At 38.6% G+C, this 26,196-nt stretch carries 26 protein-coding genes and 1 tRNA gene; 13 read left to right on the forward strand and 14 right to left on the reverse strand.

The window, feature by feature from the left end; all coding sequences use genetic code 11:
• The first annotated feature begins 33 nt into the window (after positions 1-33).
• Positions 34-333 (forward strand): hypothetical protein, encoded by a 300-nt coding sequence (locus LQ227_RS14445; protein WP_029276618.1) that lies wholly within the window; start codon positions 34-36, stop codon positions 331-333.
• 459 nt (positions 334-792) lie between these two features.
• On the opposite strand, the gene LQ227_RS14450 is transcribed toward LQ227_RS14445, so the two are convergent.
• A complete protein-coding gene (locus LQ227_RS14450; protein WP_230149758.1) occupies positions 793-1,806 on the reverse strand; it encodes a zinc-binding alcohol dehydrogenase family protein in 1,014 nt (337 codons plus the stop codon).
• 122 nt (positions 1,807-1,928) lie between these two features.
• Here LQ227_RS14450 and LQ227_RS14455 point away from each other — a divergent pair, with 122 nt between their 5' ends.
• Positions 1,929-2,768 (forward strand): AraC family transcriptional regulator, encoded by an 840-nt coding sequence (locus LQ227_RS14455; RefSeq protein WP_230149761.1) that lies wholly within the window; start codon positions 1,929-1,931, stop codon positions 2,766-2,768.
• Between the two features lie 132 nt (positions 2,769-2,900).
• On the forward strand, positions 2,901-3,815 hold the full coding sequence (locus tag LQ227_RS14460; RefSeq protein WP_230149763.1) for a pentapeptide repeat-containing protein: 915 nt from the start codon (positions 2,901-2,903) through the stop codon (positions 3,813-3,815).
• Positions 3,816-4,468: 653 nt separating this feature from the next.
• On the opposite strand, the gene LQ227_RS14465 is transcribed toward LQ227_RS14460, so the two are convergent.
• Positions 4,469-4,783, reverse strand: coding sequence for a helix-turn-helix domain-containing protein (locus LQ227_RS14465; RefSeq protein ID WP_230140682.1), 315 nt, complete (start codon positions 4,781-4,783; stop codon positions 4,469-4,471).
• Positions 4,784-4,907: 124 nt separating this feature from the next.
• Between LQ227_RS14465 and LQ227_RS14470 the strand changes: the two genes are divergently transcribed.
• From LQ227_RS14470 to LQ227_RS14490, 5 genes are all read left to right on the forward strand, one after another.
• The gene (locus tag LQ227_RS14470; RefSeq protein WP_230140684.1) at positions 4,908-5,777 is read left to right on the forward strand and encodes an SDR family oxidoreductase; all 870 of its coding nucleotides are present in this window, start codon (positions 4,908-4,910) and stop codon (positions 5,775-5,777) included.
• A gap of 111 nt (positions 5,778-5,888) precedes the next feature.
• Positions 5,889-6,410: a Crp/Fnr family transcriptional regulator gene (locus LQ227_RS14475; protein WP_230140686.1), complete on the forward strand. Its 522-nt coding sequence runs from the start codon at positions 5,889-5,891 to the stop codon at positions 6,408-6,410.
• Positions 6,411-6,492: 82 nt separating this feature from the next.
• Complete coding sequence (locus tag LQ227_RS14480; protein WP_230140689.1) at positions 6,493-7,083, forward strand: NAD(P)H-dependent oxidoreductase; 591 nt, start codon at positions 6,493-6,495, stop codon at positions 7,081-7,083.
• Positions 7,084-7,772: 689 nt separating this feature from the next.
• On the forward strand, positions 7,773-8,342 hold the full coding sequence (locus tag LQ227_RS14485; protein WP_230140690.1) for a Crp/Fnr family transcriptional regulator: 570 nt from the start codon (positions 7,773-7,775) through the stop codon (positions 8,340-8,342).
• A 77-nt stretch (positions 8,343-8,419) separates the two neighbouring features.
• Complete coding sequence (locus LQ227_RS14490) at positions 8,420-9,280, forward strand: SDR family oxidoreductase (protein ID WP_230149765.1); 861 nt, start codon at positions 8,420-8,422, stop codon at positions 9,278-9,280.
• 705 nt (positions 9,281-9,985) lie between these two features.
• Here LQ227_RS14490 and LQ227_RS14495 read toward each other — a convergent pair.
• From LQ227_RS14495 to LQ227_RS14515, 5 genes are all read right to left on the reverse strand, one after another.
• A tRNA-Ser gene (locus tag LQ227_RS14495) sits at positions 9,986-10,070 on the reverse strand.
• 95 nt (positions 10,071-10,165) lie between these two features.
• Positions 10,166-11,155, reverse strand: coding sequence for a YihY/virulence factor BrkB family protein (locus tag LQ227_RS14500; RefSeq protein ID WP_131029826.1), 990 nt, complete (start codon positions 11,153-11,155; stop codon positions 10,166-10,168).
• Between the two features lie 7 nt (positions 11,156-11,162).
• Positions 11,163-11,570 carry a thioesterase family protein gene (locus LQ227_RS14505; protein WP_230149767.1) on the reverse strand — a complete coding sequence of 136 codons (408 nt, stop codon included), beginning with the start codon at positions 11,568-11,570 and terminating at the stop codon, positions 11,163-11,165.
• Positions 11,570-12,625, reverse strand: coding sequence for an endolytic transglycosylase MltG (gene mltG, locus LQ227_RS14510; protein ID WP_230149768.1), 1,056 nt, complete (start codon positions 12,623-12,625; stop codon positions 11,570-11,572). Before mltG ends, LQ227_RS14505 begins: the two co-directional genes overlap by 1 nt.
• Positions 12,626-12,644: 19 nt before the next feature.
• Positions 12,645-13,415, reverse strand: a complete 771-nt coding sequence (locus LQ227_RS14515) for a PASTA domain-containing protein (RefSeq protein ID WP_230140703.1) — start codon at positions 13,413-13,415, stop codon at positions 12,645-12,647.
• Between the two features lie 188 nt (positions 13,416-13,603).
• Between LQ227_RS14515 and LQ227_RS14520 the strand changes: the two genes are divergently transcribed.
• The 3 genes from LQ227_RS14520 (at position 13,604) to LQ227_RS14530 (ending at position 15,934) form a co-directional block, all read left to right on the forward strand.
• On the forward strand, positions 13,604-14,590 hold the full coding sequence (locus LQ227_RS14520) for a D-alanine--D-alanine ligase (protein ID WP_230140704.1): 987 nt from the start codon (positions 13,604-13,606) through the stop codon (positions 14,588-14,590).
• 218 nt (positions 14,591-14,808) lie between these two features.
• Positions 14,809-15,393 carry a Crp/Fnr family transcriptional regulator gene (locus tag LQ227_RS14525; RefSeq protein WP_230149770.1) on the forward strand — a complete coding sequence of 195 codons (585 nt, stop codon included), beginning with the start codon at positions 14,809-14,811 and terminating at the stop codon, positions 15,391-15,393.
• Between the two features lie 145 nt (positions 15,394-15,538).
• Positions 15,539-15,934 (forward strand): DUF983 domain-containing protein, encoded by a 396-nt coding sequence (locus LQ227_RS14530; protein ID WP_230149772.1) that lies wholly within the window; start codon positions 15,539-15,541, stop codon positions 15,932-15,934.
• A 578-nt stretch (positions 15,935-16,512) separates the two neighbouring features.
• Here the strand turns inward: LQ227_RS14530 and LQ227_RS14535 are convergent.
• The 6 genes from LQ227_RS14535 to LQ227_RS14560 form a co-directional block, all read right to left on the reverse strand.
• The gene (locus tag LQ227_RS14535) at positions 16,513-17,040 is read right to left on the reverse strand and encodes a hypothetical protein (RefSeq protein ID WP_230149774.1); all 528 of its coding nucleotides are present in this window, start codon (positions 17,038-17,040) and stop codon (positions 16,513-16,515) included.
• Positions 17,041-17,564: 524 nt separating this feature from the next.
• A complete protein-coding gene (locus LQ227_RS14540) occupies positions 17,565-18,326 on the reverse strand; it encodes a copper homeostasis protein CutC (RefSeq protein WP_230140713.1) in 762 nt (253 codons plus the stop codon).
• Positions 18,327-18,349: 23 nt separating this feature from the next.
• A complete protein-coding gene (locus tag LQ227_RS14545; protein WP_230149776.1) occupies positions 18,350-19,228 on the reverse strand; it encodes a YegJ family protein in 879 nt (292 codons plus the stop codon).
• Positions 19,229-19,271: 43 nt separating this feature from the next.
• Positions 19,272-20,306 carry a N(4)-(beta-N-acetylglucosaminyl)-L-asparaginase gene (locus LQ227_RS14550; RefSeq protein ID WP_230140716.1) on the reverse strand — a complete coding sequence of 345 codons (1,035 nt, stop codon included), beginning with the start codon at positions 20,304-20,306 and terminating at the stop codon, positions 19,272-19,274.
• Positions 20,307-20,453: 147 nt separating this feature from the next.
• Entirely contained in the window at positions 20,454-21,257 is an 804-nt protein-coding gene (locus LQ227_RS14555; RefSeq protein ID WP_230140720.1) for a nitrilase family protein, read from the reverse strand.
• A 20-nt stretch (positions 21,258-21,277) separates the two neighbouring features.
• Positions 21,278-22,423, reverse strand: a complete 1,146-nt coding sequence (locus tag LQ227_RS14560) for a methionine aminotransferase (RefSeq protein WP_230149778.1) — start codon at positions 22,421-22,423, stop codon at positions 21,278-21,280.
• A 281-nt stretch (positions 22,424-22,704) separates the two neighbouring features.
• Here LQ227_RS14560 and LQ227_RS14565 point away from each other — a divergent pair, with 281 nt between their 5' ends.
• Both LQ227_RS14565 and LQ227_RS14570 read left to right on the forward strand, forming a co-directional pair.
• Positions 22,705-24,237 (forward strand): DUF2271 domain-containing protein, encoded by a 1,533-nt coding sequence (locus LQ227_RS14565; RefSeq protein ID WP_230149780.1) that lies wholly within the window; start codon positions 22,705-22,707, stop codon positions 24,235-24,237.
• Positions 24,203-24,892, forward strand: coding sequence for a PepSY-associated TM helix domain-containing protein (locus LQ227_RS14570; protein ID WP_230140727.1), 690 nt, complete (start codon positions 24,203-24,205; stop codon positions 24,890-24,892). The genes LQ227_RS14565 and LQ227_RS14570 overlap by 35 nt, the downstream gene beginning before the upstream one ends.
• Before the next feature lie 72 nt (positions 24,893-24,964).
• Here the strand turns inward: LQ227_RS14570 and LQ227_RS14575 are convergent, their stop codons facing one another.
• Positions 24,965-26,191, reverse strand: coding sequence for a multidrug effflux MFS transporter (locus LQ227_RS14575; RefSeq protein WP_230140729.1), 1,227 nt, complete (start codon positions 26,189-26,191; stop codon positions 24,965-24,967).
• Between the last annotated feature and the right edge of the window lie 5 nt (positions 26,192-26,196).

Genomic DNA, 26,196 nt, shown 5'->3' on the forward strand with positions numbered 1-26,196 from the left:
TTCCTTAGTAATCATCTTTAATAAGCTTCATAAATGAAAGCAAGTATACAATACAATACGATGAACGGATTGTGGATCCTTTTTATTGATTGCAAATATGAGGATTCTCCGAAATACATCAGGATGATTACGAAAATTATAATCAAAATGTTATCAGGAACAGTCATTCCCGGCAATAGGCGAAGGGTTAGATCTGGCAGGCATTACCTGATCCATGAGCATGTGATAGAATTGCACACAGACGAATGGTTTCCATTGGTGCTGGCAAGCGAGAGCAAAGAGCTTTTGGAAGGGATCAAATCCATCTTTATGGATATGAGTGGGAAAAAATAACCCGCCCAATTTATTTTATCGATCAAAAATACGGGAAGGTTGCTCCGAAAGGAGTAGCCTTTTCTTGTTTCCATGCTATCGTAAGCAATAAAGACAGTAACATAATTTAAAATCTGTCCGAATCAGTCACGATGAGCCTTCCGATGAAAATCCTATCGTGTGGAACGATTAATTAAGTATTTAAATTGTCTTTCTACAAGCTACCATAAACAGATTCTGAAAATCGGTCGTCTTTCCCGCGCAGGCGGGAATCTTAATGCAACCGACAAGGCCCTGCCAAGGCATTATGATTATTCATAAGCTTTCTTCTCTTCAAAGGCATTCATGAGCACTACGTGGCTCCCAATCAAGTTGGGAATGACGATACCCGTATCCTATATCGTCAATCCATTGTTTTCTAAAAACTGATTTATCAGAATTACAATCCGATAGTTATGGTACCGCCTATATCTTTAATTCCTAATATTCGATTACAACCTTACCAATTGTTTTTCCGCTTTCCAATAAGCAATGAGCTTCTTTTAGATTTTGTACTGTAAATCCTTTCATTGTGGTGTTTAAAGTGGTTTTAAGCGTGCCATTGTCAAAAAGTTCGGCAAGTTTGTTTAAAATATGGTGTTGCTCTTCCATATCGCCGGTTTGATACATCGAACGGGTGTACATCAATTCCCATGAAAAAGTAACACTTTTGTTTTTTAACTTATTCAGCGCAATAGGAGTGGCTGAACCGGTAATGGAAACAATGTGTCCCTGAGGTTTGATCAATTCTACTATGGCATCCCAATAGCTATTTAAATCAACAAAATCTAGTACAAAGTCTACTTCTTGGTAACCTGCTGCATGTATTTCTTCAACCAGGTTTTTATGGTCTACCACCAAATCGGCTCCCATAGCCAGGCACCATTCTTTCGTTTCTGTACGGGAAGCTGTGGTGATTACCTTTAGTCCGCTTATTTTTTTTGCGAACTGTATGGCAATTGAACCTACACCACCGGCGCCTCCAATAATGAGTATACTTTTTCCTTTATCTTTTTGTTCGCTGATGCGGATACGATCGTATAACGATTCCCATGCGGTAAGCGCAGTTAGGGGCATGGCAGCAGCCTCGGCATTGCTGAGTGTACTTGGCTTTAAACCCACAATCCGTTCATCTATCAATTGATATTCTGCATTACTGCCACTTCGTGTAAGGTCGCCTGCATAATAAACCGCATCGCCAGGCTTAAAAAAAGTAACCGCTTCTCCAACAGCTTCTACCGTTCCGGTAGCATCCCAGCCAATCACCTTCGGCGTTTCCAGTACAGTATCTTTAGCACTGTTCTGGCGTATCTTATAATCTACCGGATTTACACTGATTGCATTTATCTTAACCAGTATATCGCGTCCGCTGGGATGTGGAACAGCTGTTTCAAATTCGATAAAACTTTCTTCTGCCGAAATGGGTAGTGAGGTTTTAAATCCTATAGCTTTCATGGTGTCTTTATATTAATATCAATTTTTATGATTTCTGTAAGGCAAATATAAACTGATATTGCGTTATAATTCAGTAAAAATTAGCTTTTAATTGGTAAATTTGCGCTATGGTTTAATACAAAATGAACAAAGAAACCCTATACGAACCTTTTGAAATCGTTTATAAAAAGCTTGATGAATGTCCGAAAGAAGGACATAAACATTTATTTTTCGAACTGGTATACATTTTATCAGGTACGGGAAAACAATGTATCAATAACAATAAATTTGATTACTCTGCCGGCCATATGTTTCTCATTACGCCAGAAGATTGCCATTCGTTTGATATAGAAACCACTACCGAATTTTTCTTTCTCCGTTTTGGAAATGTATATATCCGATCGAAGGATTTTCGTACCGATGATGTACAGCGGATGGAATATATTCTGCAGAATGCCAGTCATCAACCAGGCTGTATCTTAAAAAACTTCTCAGATAAACCTTTTATTCGGTCGCTTATTGATGCAATGATGGCTGAATATGTAAACCGCGATCTGTATAACAAAGAGTTAATTGCGAAAATGGTAGATACGATGATTGTTGTGGTAGCCCGGAATATTGCCAAATACCTGCCTGCTGCCATTAAAGAAGATGCCGAAGAGAAAACCTTGGCCTTACTAAACTATATTCAGGCTAATATTTATAATCCAGAGAAATTAAGGGCCGAAAAACTGAGTACCCAGTTTGGTATTTCTGAGAATTATTTTGGTAAATATTTCAAGAAACATACCAACGAAACACTTCAGCAATATATTGCCAATTTAAGGATTAAACTGGTTGAGGCACGCTTGCGTTTCAGTAACATGCGGATCAATGAAATTGCATATGAGTTGGGGTTTACGGACGAAAGCCATTTGAATAAATTCTTCAAATCACAAAGGGGATTAAGCCTTAAGGCTTTTAGAAACTCACTTGTAGCCTAAATACAACTTACAGTTGCTAAAAAGCAACGAAAAGTAGCATAATTACAACTATAATGATCGGTTGATTTGCTGAATCTGGCTAACAGGCCGGCTACATTTGCAATGTCGAAAGATTAAAAAAAGACAGTACATATGGATGCAAAAATGATCGGCAACAAAATTGCCGGAGCACGAAAAAAAATAAACATGTCTCAGGCCGGACTTGCCGGACATGTATTTGTAAGCCCACAGGCCGTTGGAAAATGGGAGCGGGGAGAATCAATGCCAGATATTATTACCTTAAACCAACTCACCAAGATTCTTGATGTAGACCTCAATTATTTTTCAGAAAACCACTCTTCTGCAAATGCCATCAGTGCGGTTGAAGAGACAATACCAGTGGTAAGCAGTTTAACAGATTTACATCAGCCTCAGCTATTGACCAATTTTAGCGGGAACGATCTGGCCATGACCGATTTTGCTGGTGTTATTGCACATAAGCTGAAATTTAACGGGAGTAATTTACGCGGCTCAGATTTCACTGGTGCTGACCTGACTGGGAGTTCGTTTCTGGGTAGTGATGCACGTGAGGCCAATTTTCAAGCTGCAAACCTCACCGATTGCAGCTTGTCGGCTACTGATCTAACAGCCACTAATTTTGATCAGGCCATTTTGGTGCGTACAAAATTCTATGCTTTAGAACTGGCTGGGGCGAAAATCAGTAATACCAAACTCATTGAGGTAAAACTGAGCAAGACCGATTTAAGGAAAACGGTTTTTGAAAACTGTTTGTTTGAGGGGGTAGACTTTGACTATTCCGATCTGCGTGGACTGCGTTTGGATGGGCAGACTTTTATAGGGGTGCTGTTTCACAACGCAGCACTTAACGAAACTACATTTAAAGGTGCAACCCTTAAAAATGTCTCTTTCCGCTCTACATTCGCCCTGACGAACAAATATTACAAAGCCATTAAAACGATCTGCTTCGAAGGGGCAACGATGGATAAGCTAACCTATGCTTCACTCAAAGGTTTAGGTGCCGATTTATCGAAGGTTAACCTGATGTAATATAGGCATATCTATGCCTCTTAAAAAAGGAGGTGAGCTGATCAGTATAGATGGATCGTCATTGCGAGGCCGATTTTTTATCGGATGAAGCAATTTTATCGCACCAGGAAAGGTTGCTTCCCCGAAAGCCGGGATAGGCTTTTGTTCCTCACCGCATTGGCGCCCCATTTTCTAAGCTGCCAATCATAAACGAATTAACCTTCAGGTATTTCTGGCTCTACCAATTTAATCAGTTTTTCTAACGATTCCTGCCAACTTTGATTTGGAAATCCATAAGAGATAATTTATTATATAATTCTGTTTAGCGTGATGTATTATTGGTAATTCCCATCATTCATTATTGGCTGCATAAAAAAGGTTGGTTAGCTCAGATATCAAGCACACATTAGCCGATAAAATACTTTTTTTGCATCATGGATTGCAGTGGCATCCGCCCAATCTGGGAGATACAGCGGAAAGCCCGGCCGATAGGGATGCCATAAATTTATCTCAAAAAGATCACCTGAAAGTTTTTCAATGCACCTGAAGCAGTCTCGAACCTACAAGGGAAAGGTTTTCTTCCTCCTAGACAATCTCAATAGTAAAAAATCTGATCACTGAAACCGCTGTTGTGCATTTAATCTAAGATTGCTATAGAAGACCCAGCTATCATCTTAAACTTTTTCATTGTTCCATGCCGATATATAGGCTAACAATGGACAAAGGCTTTCTCCATATGCTGTGAGTGCGTACTCTACCCTCGGTGGAAGTTCTTTGTATTCTTTCCTGCTGATCAAGCCATCGGTTTCAAGTTCTCTCAATTGTTCAGTTAATACTTTTCTTGATATAGCGGGTATCCGAACATTAATTTCCCCAAAACGCCTGGCACCTTTGGAAAGCACATGCAAAATAATGACTTTCCAACGTCCTCCGAGCAGTGCTATCGTCTCTATAGCAGGACAGTAAGCATGATTTAAGTTGTTTTCCATTTGTTACGTTAAGGTTACCACTTTTTATTCTGTTAACGACGAGGTAGGGTGGTTTATCGTATCGATTTCAGTTTCTTTGCCTGGACAAAAGTAATTGATTCTTATTTATCTTAAAACAAAAACTATGATTTTAGTAACAGGTGCAACTGGTAATTTAGGCAAGGCCACCATTAATTCTTTATTAAATAAAGGCATATCCAAAGACAATATTGCCGCATTGGTAAGGGACGAATCCAAATCGGCAGATTTTAAGTCAAAAGGCATCCAAGTAAGGATTGGTGACTATCAGGATTTTGACTCTTTGAAAAGTGCCTTCCGGGATGTGGACAAATTACTGTTGATATCATCTTCATCGGAAATAGCTCAAAGGTTTGAACAGCATAAAAACGTAATTAATGCTGCAAAGGAAACTGGGGTTAGTCATATTATCTATACCAGTTTTGATATGAAAGATCTGCGTCAAAGTATAATGGCTGGAGATGTTCAGTACCATGCAGACACCAGTGATTATCTAAAACAGGCAGCCGTACCCTATACTTTGATGGATAATACACTTTATGCTGACCTGATCCCCATTATTTCCGGAAATAATATATTGGATGAAGGTATTTCCATCCCTGCCGGAAAGGGAAAGACACCTTTTTTGCCGATACCAGAAATGGCTGAAGCTATAGCTGTGGTACTGACTACCTCTGGGCATGAGAACAAAGAATATGTGCTCGCTGCAGAGACCGCTTTTTCCTTCGCTGAAATTGCTGATCTAATATCAGAAATCACAGAGACAAGGATAGCTTATAACCAAACTGATATACCGTCATATATCGCCCAGCTTAGGCAGCAGGGGGTTCCTGAAGATGATGCAGCGTATCTGTCAAGGTTCGCTGGCGCGATAGCCAAAGGAGAGTTCGAAACCAACAAAAGTGATGTCGAACAATTACTAGGCAGAAGTCCGATTTCTTTAAAAGATTTTTTAATGAGCATATACGGTAAATAAATCAAAGCAGCTTAGATGCCCAAATATGGTTTCTAGGCTTCTTAAACGTAAATTTTGTAATTTGTAACATTTATAAACAAATTAGTAGCAATCCTAAATCAACTGTACACAATGACAAACGAGTGGGACACTTTCAAACATTTTTTTAAACGGCAGGAAGTCCCTGCCAAAACGATTCTTTTACGTGAGGGACAAATTTCCAGGACAATGTTCTTTATTGAAAAAGGCTGTCTTCGGACCTGGGTCAATAATGACGGCAGAGAAATTACTACTCAGTTTTTCTTTGAGGGCGGCAAGATTTCTTCCATTGAAAGTTTCATGGCAAATCAGCCAAGCTTGTATAGCATTGAAAGCATAGAGCCTTGTATCTTACAGACGATTACACAACAAGAATTTCTAAACACTTTGGAAAATTCGCCTCAATTGAAAGAGAAAATGCAGGAGCATTTATTCAAACGCCTTTTGCAATCTCAGAAAACTTTCTATTCCTATCTTAAAAATAACCCCCAGCAACGCTACAAAGAGCTTGCTGAAGAACACCCCCATATTATCCAGCGCATCCCACAACATTATATCGCATCCTATTTAGGCATTACTTCTGTTTCATTAAGTAGGATACGAAACAGACGATAAAATACTGATTTCTTTACAATTGTTATCGTTCAGGTATTTACTACTTCTCAATTTTGCAGTATAAAAATAAGCAAAGCAGAGAATGAAAGTAGTAATAGTATTTAACCATCCCTATGAGGGTAGCTTTGGTAATGCAATTTTAAATGCTGTAACCAGCGGTCTTAAAGATGCAAATCATGAAGTTGACCTGATGCATCTTGATAATGATAGATTTAATCCGGTAATGTCAAAGGCAGATTTAAAGGCCTTTGTGGAACACAAGCCTGTTGACCCACAGGTAATAGCCTATAACGAACGTTTGGAAAAGGCAGACCACCTGATTTTCATTTTCCCGATCTGGTGGGATTTGATGCCTGCAATGACTAAAGGATTCGTTGACAGGGTACTCACCCCCGGAGTTGTCTATGACCATCATCCCAGAGGTTTTGGATTAATACCACTTTTAAAAAATCTTAAAGGTGTAACTGTCATCACTACGATGAACAAGCCCAAAATCATGTATTCCTTAATCATTGGAAATTTAATTAAGAAAGCAATGATAAAAAGTGTCTTCAAAACTATGGGTTACAAAAATCTTAAATGGATAAGCTATAATATGGTAAAAGCAGTCAGTCAGGAAAAAAGAGTGAAATGGATAACAGATATTGAAAACAGGTTTTCAAAATTTAGCTAGATAAAACTTGATATTATGAAATCGAAAAACCGTAGCGCAAGCCAAACTTTATTGATAATAGCTAATAAATATAACTTACCAACTGTCACGATACGGGTATACAATAACAGAAATCACTTACTTTTTCCGGTTACAGATATAGCGCAATCGCAGCCGTAGGTTAATATTATTTAGGCAAGTGTGCTATCAACTCAACTTCCAATTTTGCCTTTGCCATATACAATCTCTGTATCTGCAACCAGGTAGCAGCAGGAAAGTCATTATAATAAAACTTTTTCCTGACATAGTTGAGCTTTTTCATTTCTTCAATATCAGTTGTTACGGCGCCCGAAATATATAGGACATTATCTACTTTTAGAACCTGACAATAACCTGCAATTGTATCTTGTTTTATTTTGTTGTTATTCCAATGCCACTTTTCTTTTTTAATATGTTTCTCTTGCGAAAAAAAAGTAGTAGAAGTGGGAGATGATAATATATTTCATTTTATATGTTTTAGCTTAATTACTGCAAAAACTCTAATCCAAAATAACGAAATATTTTCAAAGAGATTTTGCTTGAAAAGCCCAAACTGTCAATCAGGCGGTGCAGGAAAACCTGCTCTAATGACTTATTCGATTTGACCGGCCCATCTCATTTTTTTACCAAATGGTAATTTACTGCTTTACGCTATACACTATCTTTACATCATGGAAGCGATGATTAATCTTATCCTGCAATTTGGTGACCTGAACAAACAGCAGATCGAATTTTTGCTGAGCAAGGTTGAAATGCTGGAATTCAAAAAACACGAATACCTGTCGGAAGCCGGAAAAATCCCCCGTTATGTGGCCTTTGTGGTGGAAGGTGTGTTCCGCTTTTGTTATTATAACAACAAGAGCGAAGAGATCACCAATTATTTTGTGGACGAAGGCAATTTTGTAGTCGATAACGAAAAGTTCGAATCGCAGATGGCGGCCTCGGAATATGTACAGGCTGTTACCGACTGCAAAGTGCTTGTTTTTAATAAAAAGGATTGGGATGAGATATCCAATACCATTGTGGGATGGGAAATGATGAAGGCAAAGATGGTGAAAAAATGCCTTACGCTGGCCATGGAGCGGCGCAGTCCGCTGATATCAGAAGACGCTACTACGCGTTACCTATCCTTCATTAAAGCTTTCCCGAACCTCATTAACCGCATTCCGCTTTCCTATGTGGCCTCTTACCTGGGCGTTACCCAGCAATCGTTAAGCCGTATACGCCGTAGTATCCATTAAAGGCATTTTTTACCATTTGGTAAATGTTTTTGTGTTACTGTTTTCAATATTTGCATAGTCATTAAATAATAATAAAGATGAGCAAAAAAATTGTACTGATAACTGGAACAAATACTGGTTTTGGCTGGCTTACCGCCCACAGCGTAGCTGCTTTAGGATACAAGGTATACGCCACGATGCGCGATACCCAAGGCCGTAATGCCGATAAAGCGGCTGCACTTGCGGCCGTAGAGAATTTAACCGTTTTAGATGTTACCTTAACTGACGACCAGAGCGTGAAGCAGGCCGTTGACACCATTCTAGCCAAAGAAGGCACTATTGATGTGCTGGTGAACAACGCCGGTTACAGCATGAATGGTGTAGCCGAGAGCTTTACTACGGCCGACGTGCACACTACATTTGATATCAACGTTTATGCCCCCTGGCGACTGATCAAACAGGTGCTGCCCGCCATGCGTAAGCAGGCCGACGGACTGATCATTAATGTGACCAGCGGTTTTGGACGGGTGTCGTTCCCGTTTGCTACCATGTATGCAGCCTCGAAATTTGCACTAGAGGGAATAAGTGAAGGCCTCCACTACGAGGTCAAGCGTTTAGGCATTGATGTGGCTATTGTTGAGCCGGGCGCTTTTCCTACCGAAATGCAGCAAAAGAACAACCCCGCATCTGACCAGGGTGTATTTGAAGGGTACGGCGACATTGCCGATATTCCCAACAAAATGGTAGCCACACTGGGCGGAGAGATGCAAGCGAAGACCCCTAACCCGCAGGACGTTGCTGACGCCATCGTAAAACTGATCGGTACTCCGAAAGGCACCCGGCCATTACGTACGGTCGTCGACCCCATCACAGGCCAGTATATTGAAGCCGCTAATCAGGCTGTAGCCGAACAGTTTGCCAAAGGATTGACGGTCTTCGGAATGGGTGATTTATTGTAAGCAGAATTGAATTAATAGCGGCGGCAGTGGTGTAATGCTACTGCCGTTTTTGTTTGTAGTTATGACAATGATGAATTTCTTGAACCAGCAATCAACAAAGTCGATGAGCTTTTCAAAAAGTATTGAATAAGATTAATCAGTAGTTATCCATAAAATTTATTACATTTTAATCTTGTTGTAGTTGATGCGGCCGCTTGTTTTTTACTTCAACTTCAAGGCGTGTGGTTGTAAACATCCGCTTCAGGATATCTCTTACTTTAGAAGACAAAAGGAATTCCGTAGGACTGTCGACTATTTTATGCTCAATTATCAGTAGCATTTCGCCTGGTAAAAATTTATATACCTGTTTTTCATTGTGTTTTGTGACTTATACGCGGTAAAAATCAGAATCATTATCAATTTCCAGCACTTGCCCTAACTTGATAAGATAATTTCCAGCCTTAAGGTCTTTAGTTGTAATCTATTTTTGAATCTTCAGTCATGGTTATAATTCTTAGTTACTACCATTGTAGGCTTTATAAGCTTTTCCGCACTAAGAAGAGATCTTCTTTTTTGTTTTTGCAGAGAGGAAGGGAATCGAACCCAATCTTCCATTATGCTTTAAAGCCTGCTTTTATGTCTCTCGACATTAAAATAGCCATGAATTAGCCATTTTTTTTGGACATAAAAAAAATGGGCCTTAATAAGACCCATTTTTCTTTTCGGCGGAAAGCGAGGGATTCGAACCCCCGGACCTGTTACAGTCAACAGTTTTCAAGACTGCCGCATTCGACCACTCTGCCAGCTTTCCGGAGGCAAAAGTACGAACTCCGGTTAAATCTGCAAACTATGAATGCTTTTTTTTTATATAAACTTGATAATTACTTAACACAGAGGGAGAAAAAATTATTTCTTCTGTATATTTTCTTCAATTGGCTCCGATTTTTTGAACAAATTAAAGGTTGGACGGATGATCTTCACACTTCTTTTGCTTACATCAACACTCGCATTCAGTTCAAAACCGATCAATAAAATCAAAGAATTAAGGTAAAGCCAGATCATGACTACGATTAATGTTCCGATAGAGCCATAGACTTTGTTGTATGAAGCAAAATGGTTAATGTAGAAAGAAAAACCCCAAATGGTAAGGAAAGCTAAAATGGTAGCCAGCCAAGAACCTGCACTAAAGAAACGCCATTTTTTAGAATGTGCTGGCCCGTATCGATATAAGATAGATACCGTTAAAAAATATAAAATAGCCAGTAGTGCCCACTGGGTAAACTGTACGGCAAAGGCCAGGAAACTACCTTTGATGTGGAGTTCGTTTGTGATCTTATTCAGTAAAACTTCTCCCAGAGTCATGGCGCTGATGCAGATGATAATGGAAAAACAAATAATCGTAGTTAATACCAGTGCAATTAAGCGTTGTTTTAACCAACCCCTGGTTTCGATAATCAATGATGATTTATTAAAAGCCTTCATTAAGTTTTTAACTCCATTGGTGGCAAAAAATATGGCCGATAAAAAACCGAAAGATAATAAGCCCCTGTTCTGGTTTTTTATGATGTCTTTCAATGTGGTTTCAAAAGCATCAAAAGCATTGTGTGGGAGTACAAGCTGTATTAAGTTTAACAGCTGATCCTGGAAGCCTTTAATCGGTATAAAAGGAATTAACGTAAATAAGAAGATAATGCCTGGGAAGATAGCCAGCATGAAACTATAAGCTAATGATGATGATTTGTTTACCAAAGCATCTTTGCCAATTTCACGAAAGAAAAATGTAGCTACAGTATACAATGGAAGTGGGCTAAAACCAGGCAAAACACATCCCTTAGTCCATTCGATAAATCTAGAATAGAGTTTAAGATGTAATAATTGCCTATGTAACCATTCCATTGTATTATTAATTAAAAAACACCGATAGTTTTTTCATAAAATTTTCGGGTGGATTTGTAGGTTTATTTTTCTTCATATCAACGAAAACCAGCGTAGTGGCCCCAATGTTGATCAGCTCTTCTTTTTCGTTATACAACTCGTACTCGAAAAAGATCCTGATGCCCGGTAAGGTTTTGATGATTGTTTTTACCGTAATTTCCTGATCATATAGGGCAGGTTTAATATATTTGCATTTTAACTCCAAAACAGGCATCATAATCCCATCAGCTTCCATCGAGCTATAGCTCATGCCCAAACTGCGTAACATTTCTACCCTGCCTACTTCGTAGTACTGTGCATAATTGCCGTAATACATATAACCCATCTGATCGGTTTCGCCATATCGAACCCTGATTTTTGTACTGTGGCTATACATTATTTAAAAATGTTTCTTTTGTTTAAAGCTTCACGATATTTCTTTGCATTGATTTCGTGCTGTGCTTTATTTTCAGCAAAGTTGTGGTAGCCGGAAAAATCTTCTTTGGCACACATGTAAATGTAATTGTTGTTATCGCGGTTTAGTACAGCATCAATTGCATTAATACTTGGCATCATAATGGGGCCTGGAGGCAAGCCAGCATATTTATAAGTATTGTAAAGCGATTGTACCTGTAATAATTTTCCGGTTACTCTTTTAACGGTAAAGTCGTTGTTTGCAAAAATCACCGTTGGATCGGCCTGTAACAATATGCCTTTGTTTAAACGGTTTAAGTACAAGCCTGCTATAATGGGCATTTCTTTATCGTAAAGCGCCTCTGCATCCACTATAGAAGCCAGGGTATATACCTGTACCGGAGTCAGGTTTAAACTTGCTGCTTTTTGCTTGCGGTCGGCTGTCCAGAATTTATCATATTCCTTATGCATGCGCTCAAAAAAATCAACCGGCGAAATATTCCAGTACATTTCGTAAGTGTTCGGAATAAACATGGCATACACATTATCCTGGTTAAAACCATATTTGCTAATCAGCGCCGTAGAATCTAAAACATTGATAAAGCTTAACGAATCGGCTTCCAGATTGCTGGCCAGATATGCAGCGAAGTTTTCTTTCTTGCGGATATTATGGAATTTCAATTTAACCGGATCTTGATTTCCGGCTTTAATTAAGTTAATTAAACTGCGGTTGGTCATTCCTTTGGTTAAACGGTAACGTCCGGGTTTAACGCTTGTAGCTAAATTCATTTTTCCGGCAGCTGCAGTAAAAGATGAGATACTCTTTACCAGATCTTTCTTTTTAATTTCTGCGATCAGATCATCGTAGCTGCTTCCGGTTTTGATGTATAGATATTTTTGATTTTCGGTAACGTTGGGGGCAAAGTAAAGCCTGTAAATATTTAATGCAAAGTAACCAGCAATTAAAATAACAACAAGCGCAATCACGATTGCCACTTTTTTGCCTGTACTCATGTTCTTTTTTTCTACTTCAGTCATCTGTAAATATGATACGTGTTTATTGTTGTTTGTTAGATAGGGTAATGTTAATCTTTGTGCCTATAGCCACTTTGGTTAACGAATCAACCAACATAGGATCCTGTTTAATAATAATGGCAGCAGCACTATCGGTAATAGGGCCATCGTAAATAATAGTACCTAAACTCAGGTTCGAACCTCTCAGGCTAAATTTCGCTTCATCCATCGTTAATCCCATGAGTTGTGGAATATCTACTTCTTCGTTTCCACGTCCATCGCCCAATACCAGGTTAATCCTGGAGCCAACAGGCACAACCTGTCCGACTGCTATTGGCTGGCCGCCAAATGAAGCTTCTAAAACCACATCGCGGCTTACATCTGGCTTATAGGTTGTATCGCCGAGTTTTAATCTCGAGCTTTCAATTATAGCCTGTGCTTCTCTTAAGGTCTTAAACGCTATATCAGGGAATTTTGTATTCGGTGTTTTACCTGCGTTAATGGTTAAGTATATGGTACGGTTATCTTTTACAAAAGTATTGGGATCAGGATCCTGATCAATTACAATTCCTGCAGGTTGATCCATAATAAAAACAGAATCTACTTCATATTTTAATCCGGCATCTTCGAGTTTCTTAACTGCCTGTTCAAAAGATAAGCCTTTTACCATGGGTACATTTAAGCCCTGTCCGTGTTTGGTATAATATCTTAAACTAAAAAAAGCAACCAGTAGAAGCACAACAACAGTTATTATTGCAGCTAAAATATTGTTTCTAAACGATTTGGTTTTTAAATAATCTATAAATTTAGACATGAATCTTAATTTGGGTTATGCGTACAAGCTCAAATGTAACTATTTTAATGATTGATTGAATTATAGAATCCATTTCCTCATTCAATCATTCAATAAATTCTCTCCTTCATTGTTACTAAAGCACAAAGATATTTATATTTTTGAGGATATATTTATATTCAATTTCTATTTATAAAAGGATTTTTAACATGAAGAAAACGATAGCATTGTTAACAGGCGGTACCACAGGCGAATGGGTTGTTTCGGTGAAAAGCGCAGCCACTATTGCTCAAAATATCGACCCCGATTTATACGATGTGTATAAGATTATGCTGAACGAAAAGGGCTGGTTTTATGAGCCTGCTGATTCTGTTAAAATTGAAATTGATAAAAATGATTTTTCCTTAACGCTTGAAGGAAGAAAAATTAAGTTCGACGGCGTTTTTATTGCTATTCATGGTTCGCCTGGCGAGGATGGGAAATTACAGGGCTATTTTGATATGTTAGGTATCCGATACACGGCCTGCGATGCACTAACTTCGTCAATTACGATGAATAAAGGTTATACCAAAGCGGTTGTAGAAGGCATTGATAACCTGTACACCGCAAAATCTGTTCAGATATTTAAAGGTGGCAACTATAATTTAAATCAAATTAAGCAAGATCTAAGATTGCCTTATTTTGTTAAACCAAATAGTGGGGGCAGTAGCATTGGTATGAGTAAGGTAAAACATGCCGATGACTTGGAAAGTGCTTTAGAAAAGGCTTTTAAAGAAGATGATCAGATTTTAATTGAGGAGTTTGTTAGTGGTAGAGAGTTTTCGATAGGCATTTTTGGCGCTGAAGGAAAAATTATTGTTTTGCCAACCACAGAAGTGATTCCGGCAAATGAATTTTTTGATTTCGAAGCCAAATACACGCCAGGTGCAACTGAAGAAATTACACCAGGAAGAATGAATGAAGAAGAGGTAAGTCGCGTACAACAGGTGGTAAAGGATGTATATAAGAAATTAAATTGCAGGGGAGTGGTACGTGTTGATTATTTCCTGGAAGAAGGAACTGGTAAATTTTATTTTATCGAAATCAATACCATTCCTGGGCAAACAGCAACCAGTTTTATCCCACAACAGGTAGCGGCAATGGGTATTACACTGAAAGAGTTTTACACCCGTTTAATGAAGGAGACTTTAGGGTAGTCTTCGTCAATTTTGTCATTCTGAATGCAATGAAGAATCTGTAAGATATTAAAGATGCTTTTATGATCTATTGACTTTGTTAGCTAGGTAACTTTAGGTTAGGTGTTTTATTGGCTAGGATTCTTCACTTCGTTCAGAATGACAAGTGACATATAATTATATCGAAAATAATCTTTAAGATCTTTACAGACCTCCTTAAGTACTTATTGGCCTAGGTTATGATGAACTTCCAAAAACTGATTGATAAAGGTTTAAAACTCAAAAGCTACCCGGAAGATTCGGTTGTTTACGAGCCCGGTATGCATCCACGCTATGTGTATTTTATCAAATCAGGTGAGGTAAGAATGGTTACCGTTAGCGATGAAGGAAAGGAATTTATTCAAGGGGTTTTTAAATCAGGGCAGTATTTTGGCGAACCTGCATTATTGATCGACCGGCCTTATTTAGCTTTTACCATCACCAATAAAGATTCGCAGATTATTGCTGTAAATAAAGAAGATTTCTTTGATTTGATCAAAAACGAACCCGATTTTAGCATGGACCTGATCCGTACGTTAAGTAACCGCCTTTTTTATAAATCGATGATGCTGGAAGAATTGGCGAGCGAAAAAGCAGAGCATCGATTGTTAACGATTATCAATTACCTTCTCGGCGATATTGCTGTGGGTGAAAATTTAAAGGTAACGCGGCAAGAATTAGCCGATATGACTGGTTTAAGGGTAGAAACAGTTATTCGTGGCACTAAAATACTAGCCGAAAAAAGCCTGATCAAAACCATTAAAGGGAAAATAGTAAAGGTTTAGAATTATTAAGAAAGCATTAATGAGCAAGGTGCAGTGACCAATGAACAAATGACTAATGAACTAACAAACCAATCGTCAAACATGATGTAGATCATAATTAGTATTTAATTTTGGACTTATCTTTGTGGTGTTAAATTAGAAGATTATGGCTGAGTTATCCAAATTTCAAGCTTTTGTACAGTGTAAGTGCCCACGTTGCCGCAAAGGAGATATCTTTACGGGGAGCGCTTATTCTTTCAGATTACAAAAAACGAATATTAACTGTCCGCATTGCAACTTAAAATTTGAGCGCGAGCCGGGCTTTTTCTATGTGGCAATGTTTGTAAGTTATGCTATGAACGTTGCAGAAATCATTACCATTGGTGTAGCATCTTATGTCTTGGGTCTAGCCTTGATTTACGAAAACCTGTGGTATTATGTAGGTTTAATCTTAACAGGTGTTTTATTATTATCTCCAATTAATTACCGCTATTCGAGGGTTATTTTGCTTCATTACCTTACACCAGGTTTGCATTATGTTCCTGGAAGTGGGGATAAATAAGCTATAGAGAAAAAGCGGTGGTATCATAAAAGTAATTTTTCTTCAGGTTGTCTTATGTTGAGCTTCCCGATGAATTGGGCAAGTAGTCGAAACACCCTGCCAAGGCTATTTAATCTAGTCTTTCGACTGGCTACCATTGACAGATTCCAAAAATGCCGTCATTGCGAGGAGGAACGACGAAGCAATCTTTCATGCTATTGATCCTGCCATAAAGACTGCTTCGTCGGCTGAAAGAGCCTTCTCGCAATGACGATAGCCCGAGGTTATTCATTCTCTTAAAACCGTCTCAATTATATTGATTCTTTTGCAATAAATTATCCCTACAAATGACAGGTTCCAAAGAATGGTCGTCATCCCGACTGTAGCGCAGCGAAATGGGGAGATCTTTGTACCAAGTTATTGAAATGAAATTTAAAAGATTTCTCCTCCGAAGGAGTTCCTTTGGAACACTGCGGTCAAATGACGATACTTTAAACCATACACCTACTTTATCCGTCTGTCATTTATATTGATTCTTTTGCAACAAACTATCCTTCAGGATGATAATCAATATTTATGATAAAGCTTCTTTTTTTAAGCTACTTCTTCATTGGATGCTGAACATATTCAGACAGTCTTACCACCTTTCCGTTTTTCAATTTAATATCATTAAATAAAGCTACTGTATCGGTTTTACCTTCTTTCGTTGTAGAAACCTGGTTGTACCACAGGCTTACCCATTCTTCGCTTTTATCTTTATTAACAACCGATTCCATGTCTTGCATGTCGATTTTAAAGCCTTTCATTTTGTCGAATTCGCCCTGTAATTCTTTCATGAGCTGGGTTTTTGTCCCTTTAAATTTGTAACCATCCAGATCTAAGGCCACACTGTCGGCAAGCACCTTGCTCATACTGGCTGTATCTAAACTTTCGAATGTTTTAATAAGGGTCATTGCGGTTACGGCATTTTTTGTATCTGGGTTCATTTCCCAGTTTTGCACCTGCTTAATCGTATACGGATACTTGGTACTATCTGCTGCTACTGCCATATCAGTAGTTTTAGCTTTCTTATTTTCACATGCTGCAAAAAGTAAGGTCGCCATAATCAGGGATGATAATTTTTTCATGATAATTAGTTTATTGGTTTGATTAAATATAAACTAATTACTTGAATATTAATGGAATGTATACAGTTTTTGTTCCTGGGTTTACATACTGAAATACGAACAACTAGATAAAATGGATAATAAAATGTAAACGCAGTTCAAAGTATTGAATGGTACATAAGTATTTTACGATTAGGTTTTTTTAGAAAATGAGTGTTCAGTAATGCTTCGGGAACAGCAGTCCCGTTATTCGCTATAGCTCCGATAAAGGATCGGAGGCTGCCGCTTTTACCGGGTTTATGGAACAGAGGCTTGTATAAAGCCACTTGCAGTCTCCGTTATAAATAAAGACGCTATTAAGTTTAAAAATTGGGCGTCATTGCGAGGAGGAACGACGAAGCAATCTTATCGCAGCAAGAAAGATTGCTTCATCCGATGAAAAATCGGCTTCGCAATGACGATACCTCGCAGCCTGTAATTTCAGGTATTTCGCTACTGATATGAAATCAGTACAGCTTGTGCTTTAAATAGACGATGGTTTGAAATTAATGATTTATAAAACTATTTATACCATCTACCAAAGCCCTTACTTTTATTTCGGAAGTGAGTTCGTATCGATATTCGTCCTCAATACTGCCCATTTTGGTTTCCGTATTTCTGTATTCCATTTTACTTGGCACAAATTCCTTTGCTGAAGCATGAAATTGCGTGGCACCTGTTTGATTAATCAGGTTTTTGATATTGTTTTCATTTATACCTGCACCAGGCATGATGGTAATCCGGCCATTGGCATTTTCTACAAGCTGTGCCAGTTTTTCTGCCCCCAGAATTGCAGAAGAAGCACCTCCAGAGGTAAGTACCCTTTTTATTTTGAGTGCGATTAAATCTTCCAATGCCTGATCCATATCGTTGCTCATATCAAATGCCCTGTGGAAAGCTACCTCCATAGGTTTGGCCAACTCAATCAGTTCAGCGCATCTTTCTTTATCGATAGTGCCATCTGCTTTAAGTATTCCGGTAACTATACCTTCACAATTTAATGATCTGCAGATTTTTATATCTTCTTTCATTAACTCAAATTCAATTTCGGAATATAGAAAATCGCCTCCGCGCGGACGGATAATTGGCCAAACTTCGATGGATAGGTTTTTCTTAGCCAGGGCAATTTGAGCATAACTTGGTGTGGTACCACCTTCTGCCAGGTTATCACAAAGCTCCACTCTTTTTGCTCCACCATTTTGCGCAGCCAATGCCGATTGATAGGAATTAGCACATACTTCTAAGCAACCAATTGCCACTTCACTCATGATATTAGATTTATTAATTTAAATTATTCCTGTGGCCCTGCTGGCCCTAAAACCACCCATCCCTTTGGCGATTTGTAGGTGTTAAGTAACTGCACTGATTTTCCGCCATCCGGATACCAGCATACCTCTGTAATTACCCAGTGGGTTTCGTCAACTTTTTTACGTTCCGGAAAAGCATTTTGGATCGTGGAAAAATCAGGAAAACCATGTTCTTCTATATTGTTGATAAAAGATAGTTTAAGCACCTCGGCTGTTTCGTTGATGATATTCTGATCAATCTCCATTGTCATCACAGAAAGTAAGGATTTAGCTTCTTCAAAAAAATCTTTACAGGCTATGGCAGCATCAATATCTTTATTGTTGTAGGCTTTTTCAATAGCCAGAATCGCACCTTCCGGTGTTTCGAGATTGGCTTTAAAATGATCAACGCCCTCATCAATATATAAACCTATGCTATTGTCAAATGCTGCTTTCTCTTTTTCTGCAACGCCATCCCTAATGGCCCGTATGGTATAACCGCCAATTAACCTCCCGTTTTCAATAATCATCCAATCAGAGATTAAATCGCGCTTTATGCCGATTTTTTGATTAAATTTTACGGAACGAATATTTACCGGTTCGTTTCCAACGGTACCAAATAAGTTTCCTTCATCGTCAAAATTTGGGTCTGTTAACCAAATATGTTCGCCTTCATCACCATCGGTAATGAGCACTTTAATAGAAAAATAGTTTTGGTAAGGTTGTTTGTTTTTTAAACTTTCTTCGAAATAGCAAAGGGTTAAATTGGCTTTTTCGATCGCCCAGTTCATGCGTTCATCTTCGCTCGGCACATAAACCATATCTGGCTCACCCTCGCGCTCGGCAACATTTTTCTTTCCGAAAATTTTAGATAATAATCCCATTTACCGTTTCATTTTTGTTAATCGTTTGGGAAAATTCAACATATTAATAATAGCTTTTGCCTTTGATTAAAAGATCTTGTTTTTCTGCATTGCAAACGGCATAGCTAAAACCTTTTTGGATGGCATAAGCACCATACTCGCCTTTTTTGTTGATCGCTAAAAACCCTACCTGTATGTTTTTGGCAGTTTCAGGTTTCTTTTTAATGATACGCATTACCGCTTCTTTACAGGCGGCTTCGGGAGCATAGCCCTGACGCATTAATTCTACCACCAAGAAAGATCCAACGTTTCTGACCACCTCTTCACCTACACCTGTTGAAGTTGCACCACCAACTTCATTGTCTACGTAAAGGCCGGCGCCTATAATCGGACTATCACCAATTCTTCCATGTAATTTATAGGCCATGCCACTGGTTGTACAGGCACCAGAAATGTTTCCTTTAGCATCAATGGCGAGCATGCCAATGGTATCATGATTATATTGGTTTCCCGGAAGTTTTTGCGGGGCAGCTTTCTGGTAGAGCTTATTTTCGATGTTCATTACAGGTGCATATTTCGCCGTTTTTAACCATTCTTTCCAGGCTTTTTCGCTGGCAGGAGTAAGTAAGTTTTCTTTTTTAAAACCCTGTTCCAAGGCAAACTGCAAAGCACCATCGCCAGCCAACATTACGTGCGGCGTTTTTTCCATCACTTTACGCGCAACCGAGATAGGGTGTTTAATATGTTCGAGTGCTAAAACGGCGCCACAGTTACCGAGTTCATCCATAATACAGGCATCGAGGGTAACATGTCCATCGCGATCTGGCAAACCACCATAGCCAACAGATTGGTTGTTCTCATCAGCCTCGGGTACCCAAACGCCTTGCTCTACAGCATCTAAGGCACGTCCACCGGTTGATAATACCTTCCATGCATCAGCATTAGCCGCAATTCCAAAATCCCAGGTAGAAATTACAATCGGGAAATTTTCTGCTTTTGTTTCTTTATGCGGAATTACATTAGCAATACTACTTTTATCAATGGCCAGCAATCCAGCCGACAGGGCAGATGCTTTTATAAATTTGCGGCGGTTAAACATGTGTGTGGTTATTGTTTGTGATGGTTAATTGTTTAAATCGTTTAGATGTATCGATCACTATTTGTCAATTGCTACATTGTTGTGACTGCTAAATTGTTGAACCGATCGCTCCAGTTTGATTATTGTATTGGAATATTTATTCTTGATTTAACTAATGGTAAACCGATCTGCATCCTTTAAAAATGGAAATTGCCTTCTAATTTTAACCAGTTCTTCGTAATTGATACTGAATGTATATAAATCTTCGTCTTCCGGCTTATAATAAACGGTATTACCATAAGGATCTAAGCACATGGATAATCCACTGTGGTAAATCTGATTTCCATCATGCCCAACGCGGTTTACGGCAATAACATAACTTTGGTTTTCTATTGCCCTGGCCGGAATTAATGCTTTCCAATGTGCCGATCGTTTATCAGGCCAGTTGGCAACTAAGAGTAAGATATCGTATTCCTGATCTACATTGCGTAACCAAACCGGAAAACGCAAATCGTAACAAATGGCTAATCTGATTTTCCATCCTTTAAGTTCGACAATAAGTTTTTCTTTACCCGGACTAAAGTGGTGATCTTCATCACCCATGCCAAACAAATGGCGCTTATCGTAATGCTGGTTTTTGCCATCTGGTTCCATCCAGATCAAGCGGTTAAAATATTGATTGTTTTCTTTTATAATGATGCTTCCTGTAACTACGCAGTTGTACTGATATGCCATTTTTTGCATCCACTGCATTGTTTTCCCACCCATTTCTTCGGCTAAGGCTTCAGAATTCATGCTAAAACCTGTGTTAAACATTTCGGGTAAAATAATAATATCGGTTTTCTCCCTTACACCCATCGATAATCTAAGTGCCAGATTCAAAAGGTTTTTCTCAATGTTTTCCCAAAAAAGATAGGCCTGAAAGACAGTTACTTTCAGATTTTCTATTTGAGTGTACACAGGTGTTTCCATTGTATATAGGTTTAGTCTGGTTAAACGTTTTTTAATTTCTCTGCCGCTAAGGCAAGTGTTGCGTTTTCTTTAGCGAAGCAAAACCTGATAATTTTATGATCGGTTGCTTTTTGGTAAAATGCAGAAACCGGAATGGTGGCCACGCCAAATTCCTTGATCAGCCTCATGCTAAAATCGGTGTCTTTTTCATCGCTGATACCGCTGTAGCTTGCGCATTGAAAATACGAACCGTTGCAAGGTAAAAGCTTAAAACGGCTTTCAGCTAAAAGACTTCTGAAATAATCTCTTTTTTGTTGAAAGAATGTACCTATTTCAGTATAATTTTTTGGTTCTTTAATATAATCGGCAATAGCTTGCTGCATGGGACTATTAACGCTGAAAACATTAAATTGGTGTACCTTCCTAAATTCTTTGGTTAGTTTCTCTGGTGCCAAACAGTAACCCAGTTTCCAGCCAGTAGCATGTAAGAGCTTACCAAAGGAGGCTACAATAAAACTTCTTTGCTTTAATTCAGGATAAAGCATTACACTTTGGTGTTTTTGTTCATCGTAAATTAGATGTTCATAAACTTCGTCACTCAAGATTAAAATATCGGTTCCTGTAATCAGTTTAATAAGCGATTTCATATCATCTGAAGATAAAATACTACCCGTTGGGTTTTGTGGTGTATTTAAGATGATCATTCTGGTTTTGGCCGTAAACAATTTCTTAACCATATCCCAGTCAATGGCATAACTCGGCGGGGCAAGCTCGTAGGTTTTAACCAGGCCTCCTAAAAGTTTAATGGTAGGTGCATAACTATCATAGGCTGGCTCGAAAATGATAACTTCATCACCCGCATTGATAATGGCGGCCAATGCTGTAAAAATAGCTTGCGTTCCACCTGCTGTAACCGTAATTTCCGTTTCAGGATTATATTTTATGTTATATAGTTTTTCTACTTTTTCTGCTATGGTTTCTTTTAAAAAAGTAGAACCAGGCATCGGAGCATATTGATTATAACCATCTTGCATGGCTTTGTTTACCAATTCAACTAGTTTTGGATCGCAGGCATAGTCAGGAAATCCCTGAGAAAGATTAATGGCATTGTGTTCTGCGGCAAGTTTACTCATCACCGAAAAAATGGTGGTACTTACGCCAGGAAGTTTAGATTGTATATTAAGCATCTTATAAGCGAAAATAGGAAAAAAAAGCTTAAAGCGTAAAACCCCATGCCAAAAGCCCCGCTACTTGATTGTGCGATTGCAATTCTGCGTAAAGAGAAAATTTTAAGAATCATTAAACCCTAGTGTTAAATTAACGTCAATAACCAGCGTATTAAACAGACGGTTGTCGATGAATTTTAGTCCCGAAATTTTGTATTATTTCAAATATATTTCTGCTTATTTAAAATTAATCCAGATAAACCCCTTTCTTTGCATCTTAAAATCTCAATTATTCATTAAATATGAAGTTTAAACACTTAACCGCTGCCTTTTTACTGCTAATAAGTGCATCTGCATTTGTTAGCCCGAAAAAAGCTTTAAGAACTTTTGTTTCCAACTACGAAAATGTATTGGGCACATCGTTAGAATTAAAATTTAAAACAACCAATCAGGCCGATGCAGATTTAGCCGAAGCGCGTGCATTAAACGAAATAGATAGGTTAGATGATATTTTAAGTGCTTATAAAGCTGACAGCGAGTTTAGTAAATGGAGGAACAACGGTAAACAAACCACCAAAGTTTCGGCAGATTTGTTCGAAGTTTTAAAACAGTTTGAAAATTATAAAGTATTAACCAATGGCGCGCTTGATGCATCAGCTAAACTAATAGGTGATGTTTGGAAAAAAGCAGCTGCCGAAGATCGTTTACCATCGGCTGAAGCATTGGCGCATGCAGTTACTTTGGTTAAACAAAAACACTACATTTTAAACGAACAGGATAAAACGGTTACCCGTTTAGATGATGCACCATTGGCATTAAATTCTTTTGCAAAAAGTTATATCATTAATAAAGCTGCTGAGAAAGCGCTTCAAAGCCCGGGAATTGAAAACGTGGTTGTGAATATCGGTGGCGATATGGTAATTAAAGGAAATCAGCCAGAAGCTATCGAAATAGCAAACCCTAAAGCTGATGCCGAAAACGATGCCGCACTAACAACAATTAAAGTATCTAATATGGCCGTGGCAACCAGTGGTAATTACCGCAGGGGTTTTAATGTAAATGGAAAATGGTATTCGCATATTGTTGATCCACGTACTGGAAAACCTGCTTCAGAAATAATCAGTGCAACGGTTATTGGCCCTGATGCGAGTGAAGCAGGTGCTTTGGCTACTTCTTTTAATGTGCTTTCTATTGCTGAGATTGAGGCATTGACTGCGACTAGGAATGACATCGCCTACTTGTTAATCACTAAAGATGGCAAAGAAATTAGAAGCAAAGAATGGGCTAATTACGAACTTGCTTTAAATAAGCCGGCTATTGTTTTAGATAAAGCAAGTAAAGCGGATAAACTTTGGAATACTAAATATGAATTAGTAGTAAACTTAGAAATTGCCAATATAGAATCTACAGATGGTAAACGTGTCCGTCGCCCATTTGTAGCAATATGGATTGAAGATGCAGCTAAAACACCTGTACGTAATCTGGCTATTTGGTATAACAAACCACGTTGGTTGCCAGATTTAAAATCGTGGAGCCGTGCCAATGGCGATGAGTTTAAAAAAGGAGCAGAAGGAAAATTGAGTTCAACAAGCTCTGCAACACGCGGACCAGGTAAATACAGCTTATCATGGGATGGAAAAGACAATACTGGTAAATTGGTAAAAGCAGGAACTTACACCGTTTTTATTGAAGTAGCCCGTGAACATGGAACTTATCAGGTGATTGCAAAAGAAATGAAATTTACCGGCTCAGCAAAAAAAATAGAATTAACGCCAAATACAGAACTAACATCAGCATCTCTTGACTACAGAAAAATCGGAACCGCAAAAAAATAAGATAACGGTTGCACCTAGCGGCCTGGGCAAAAAACAGGTTAAAAAAGATAACGGAAAAGGTAAGGGTAAAAAGCGTTTAGCCGGTTTATCACGCTGGTTGCATATTTATTTATCGATGGTGAGTTTTACGATTCTGCTATTCTTTGCTGTATCGGGTTTAACCTTAAATCATGCTGATTGGTTTACTTCCGGTAAGGAAGTGGTTACTAAAGATTCTGGATCAGTAAGTTTAAAATGGGTAAACCAACCAGATACCAATAAGATCAACAAGTTACAAATTGTTGAGTTTTTTAGAGGTAAACATGAGGTTAAAGGCGCATTGAGCGATTTTAGAATCGATGATAGAGAACTGAGCTTAACCTTTAACGGCCCAGGCTACCTGGCCGATTCCTTTATAGACCGTGAAACCGGAAAATATGAATTAACCACTACCAGATTTGGTGCTGTGGCTGTGATTAACGACTTGCACAAAGGAAGAGATTCTGGTAAGGCCTGGTCGTGGATTATCGACATTTCTGCCGTGCTGATGACGTTGGTATCTATTTCAGGAATTATCTTAATCTGTTTTATTAAAAAGAAACGATTAAGCGGCTTCATCATCGCGGCAGTAGGTACAGTTATTTGCTATTTGATTTACAAGTTATTTGTACCATAAGTTAACCACAAAGACACTAAGGCCATTGAGATTATCTCTTTGTGTTCTTGGTGTCTTTGTGGTATAATGATATTAATGCGCTGCAACAGCCGCATCAGGCGATGCCTCCACTTCAGTGGTGATAAACCTTCTACCGATTAACAAACAGCCTAAAGCAATAAATGCAGCTGCTGTCATTACCAAAGGCATAGGCACAACCGAGTGTTCGCTAAATAAACTTACCATTACCGAGGCCAGCGCGCCCAATCCCATTTGTAAGGCACCCATTAAGGCCGATGCACTACCTGCATTCTTGGTAAATGGAGCGAGCGACAAGGCAGCTGCATTTGGGTTAATTAAACCTAAGCAGGCCAAAAATAAGGCGATAAAGCCAATGGTAGAATATAAATTTAACCAGTTATTTAAGGCGAAAACCAAAAAGATTAAACTAAAAATACATTGTGCAATAAGTGCGTAGGTTACAATATTTTTGCTGGTAAACCATTTTAGTATCAAGCTGTTCACTTGGCTCGATCCAATAAATGATACGGAAAGCAGTGCAAAGATCCAGCCGTAGCCTGTTTTACTTACCTCATATATTTTCATAAATACCTGCGGCGACGAAGATACATAGGCGAATAATCCCGAAAAAGTAATCGAGCTGATCAGCGCATAGGTGTAAAATTGAGGCTCTTTTAAAACGGTAAAGAAATTGGTTAAAATAGGCTTTGGTTTTAAAGAGTAATTCGGATCGGGTTTATAACTCTCCGGTAGCTTGAAAATTGAAGCCAGGAGCATTAAAACGGCCATCAATCCTAAAAATACAAACACATATTTCCAGCCCAGGGCAGAAATTAAGTAGCCGCCCGCGGTTGGGGCAAGCATAGGCGAAACCGCGATCACCAACATTAAGGAAGCAAATACTTTTGGGCTTTCTTCCACCGAAAAAAGATCCCGTACCATGGCAACAGACGCTACAGCAGTGGCACAACTTCCAATGGCCTGCACAAAACGTAAAACAATTAATTGGTTAACATCAGTTACAGCCAAACAAAGAAAAGAGGCAAGGATATAAAGCGCTAGGCCAAAATATAACGGTTTCTTTCTCCCAAATTTATCTAAGAGTGGACCATACAATAACTGACCGGCAGAAATCCCGATAAAAAAGCTTGATAATGATAGGGCTACAGTTGATTCATTACTTCTTAGATCTTTTGCAATATCAACAAAACCAGGTAGGTACATATCAATAGAGAAGGGACCAAGTGCCGCCAACGAACCTAAAATAAGTATGAGATAGAAGTGTTGTTTTTTAGCCATGAAGA

Origin of the sequence: Pedobacter sp. Bi27, assembly GCF_918698255.1 — a bacterium.
Classification (GTDB): domain Bacteria; phylum Bacteroidota; class Bacteroidia; order Sphingobacteriales; family Sphingobacteriaceae; genus Pedobacter.

Excerpts from the sequence above, each read along its gene's own strand:
- LQ227_RS14540 (WP_230140713.1), bottom strand. The coding sequence starts at position 18,326 with ATGAGTGAAGTGGCAATTGGTTGCTTAGAAGTATGTGCTAATTCCTAT.
- LQ227_RS14560 (WP_230149778.1), bottom strand. The coding sequence starts at position 22,423 with ATGCTTAATATACAATCTAAACTTCCTGGCGTAAGTACCACCATTTTT.
- LQ227_RS14530 (WP_230149772.1), top strand. The coding sequence starts at position 15,539 with ATGGCTGAGTTATCCAAATTTCAAGCTTTTGTACAGTGTAAGTGCCCA.
- LQ227_RS14485 (WP_230140690.1), top strand. The coding sequence starts at position 7,773 with ATGGAAGCGATGATTAATCTTATCCTGCAATTTGGTGACCTGAACAAA.
- LQ227_RS14520 (WP_230140704.1), top strand. The coding sequence starts at position 13,604 with ATGAAGAAAACGATAGCATTGTTAACAGGCGGTACCACAGGCGAATGG.
- LQ227_RS14545 (WP_230149776.1), bottom strand. The coding sequence starts at position 19,228 with ATGGGATTATTATCTAAAATTTTCGGAAAGAAAAATGTTGCCGAGCGC.
- LQ227_RS14575 (WP_230140729.1), bottom strand. The coding sequence starts at position 26,191 with ATGGCTAAAAAACAACACTTCTATCTCATACTTATTTTAGGTTCGTTG.
- LQ227_RS14460 (WP_230149763.1), top strand. The coding sequence starts at position 2,901 with ATGGATGCAAAAATGATCGGCAACAAAATTGCCGGAGCACGAAAAAAA.
- LQ227_RS14550 (WP_230140716.1), bottom strand. The coding sequence starts at position 20,306 with ATGTTTAACCGCCGCAAATTTATAAAAGCATCTGCCCTGTCGGCTGGA.
- LQ227_RS14500 (WP_131029826.1), bottom strand. The coding sequence starts at position 11,155 with ATGGAATGGTTACATAGGCAATTATTACATCTTAAACTCTATTCTAGA.
- LQ227_RS14505 (WP_230149767.1), bottom strand. The coding sequence starts at position 11,570 with ATGTATAGCCACAGTACAAAAATCAGGGTTCGATATGGCGAAACCGAT.
- LQ227_RS14475 (WP_230140686.1), top strand. The coding sequence starts at position 5,889 with ATGACAAACGAGTGGGACACTTTCAAACATTTTTTTAAACGGCAGGAA.
- LQ227_RS14490 (WP_230149765.1), top strand. The coding sequence starts at position 8,420 with ATGAGCAAAAAAATTGTACTGATAACTGGAACAAATACTGGTTTTGGC.
- LQ227_RS14565 (WP_230149780.1), top strand. The coding sequence starts at position 22,705 with ATGAAGTTTAAACACTTAACCGCTGCCTTTTTACTGCTAATAAGTGCA.
- LQ227_RS14470 (WP_230140684.1), top strand. The coding sequence starts at position 4,908 with ATGATTTTAGTAACAGGTGCAACTGGTAATTTAGGCAAGGCCACCATT.
- LQ227_RS14445 (WP_029276618.1), top strand. The coding sequence starts at position 34 with ATGAAAGCAAGTATACAATACAATACGATGAACGGATTGTGGATCCTT.
- mltG (WP_230149768.1), bottom strand. The coding sequence starts at position 12,625 with ATGACTGAAGTAGAAAAAAAGAACATGAGTACAGGCAAAAAAGTGGCA.
- LQ227_RS14525 (WP_230149770.1), top strand. The coding sequence starts at position 14,809 with ATGATGAACTTCCAAAAACTGATTGATAAAGGTTTAAAACTCAAAAGC.
- LQ227_RS14465 (WP_230140682.1), bottom strand. The coding sequence starts at position 4,783 with ATGGAAAACAACTTAAATCATGCTTACTGTCCTGCTATAGAGACGATA.
- LQ227_RS14555 (WP_230140720.1), bottom strand. The coding sequence starts at position 21,257 with ATGGAAACACCTGTGTACACTCAAATAGAAAATCTGAAAGTAACTGTC.
- LQ227_RS14535 (WP_230149774.1), bottom strand. The coding sequence starts at position 17,040 with ATGAAAAAATTATCATCCCTGATTATGGCGACCTTACTTTTTGCAGCA.
- LQ227_RS14480 (WP_230140689.1), top strand. The coding sequence starts at position 6,493 with ATGAAAGTAGTAATAGTATTTAACCATCCCTATGAGGGTAGCTTTGGT.
- LQ227_RS14450 (WP_230149758.1), bottom strand. The coding sequence starts at position 1,806 with ATGAAAGCTATAGGATTTAAAACCTCACTACCCATTTCGGCAGAAGAA.
- LQ227_RS14515 (WP_230140703.1), bottom strand. The coding sequence starts at position 13,415 with ATGTCTAAATTTATAGATTATTTAAAAACCAAATCGTTTAGAAACAAT.
- LQ227_RS14455 (WP_230149761.1), top strand. The coding sequence starts at position 1,929 with ATGAACAAAGAAACCCTATACGAACCTTTTGAAATCGTTTATAAAAAG.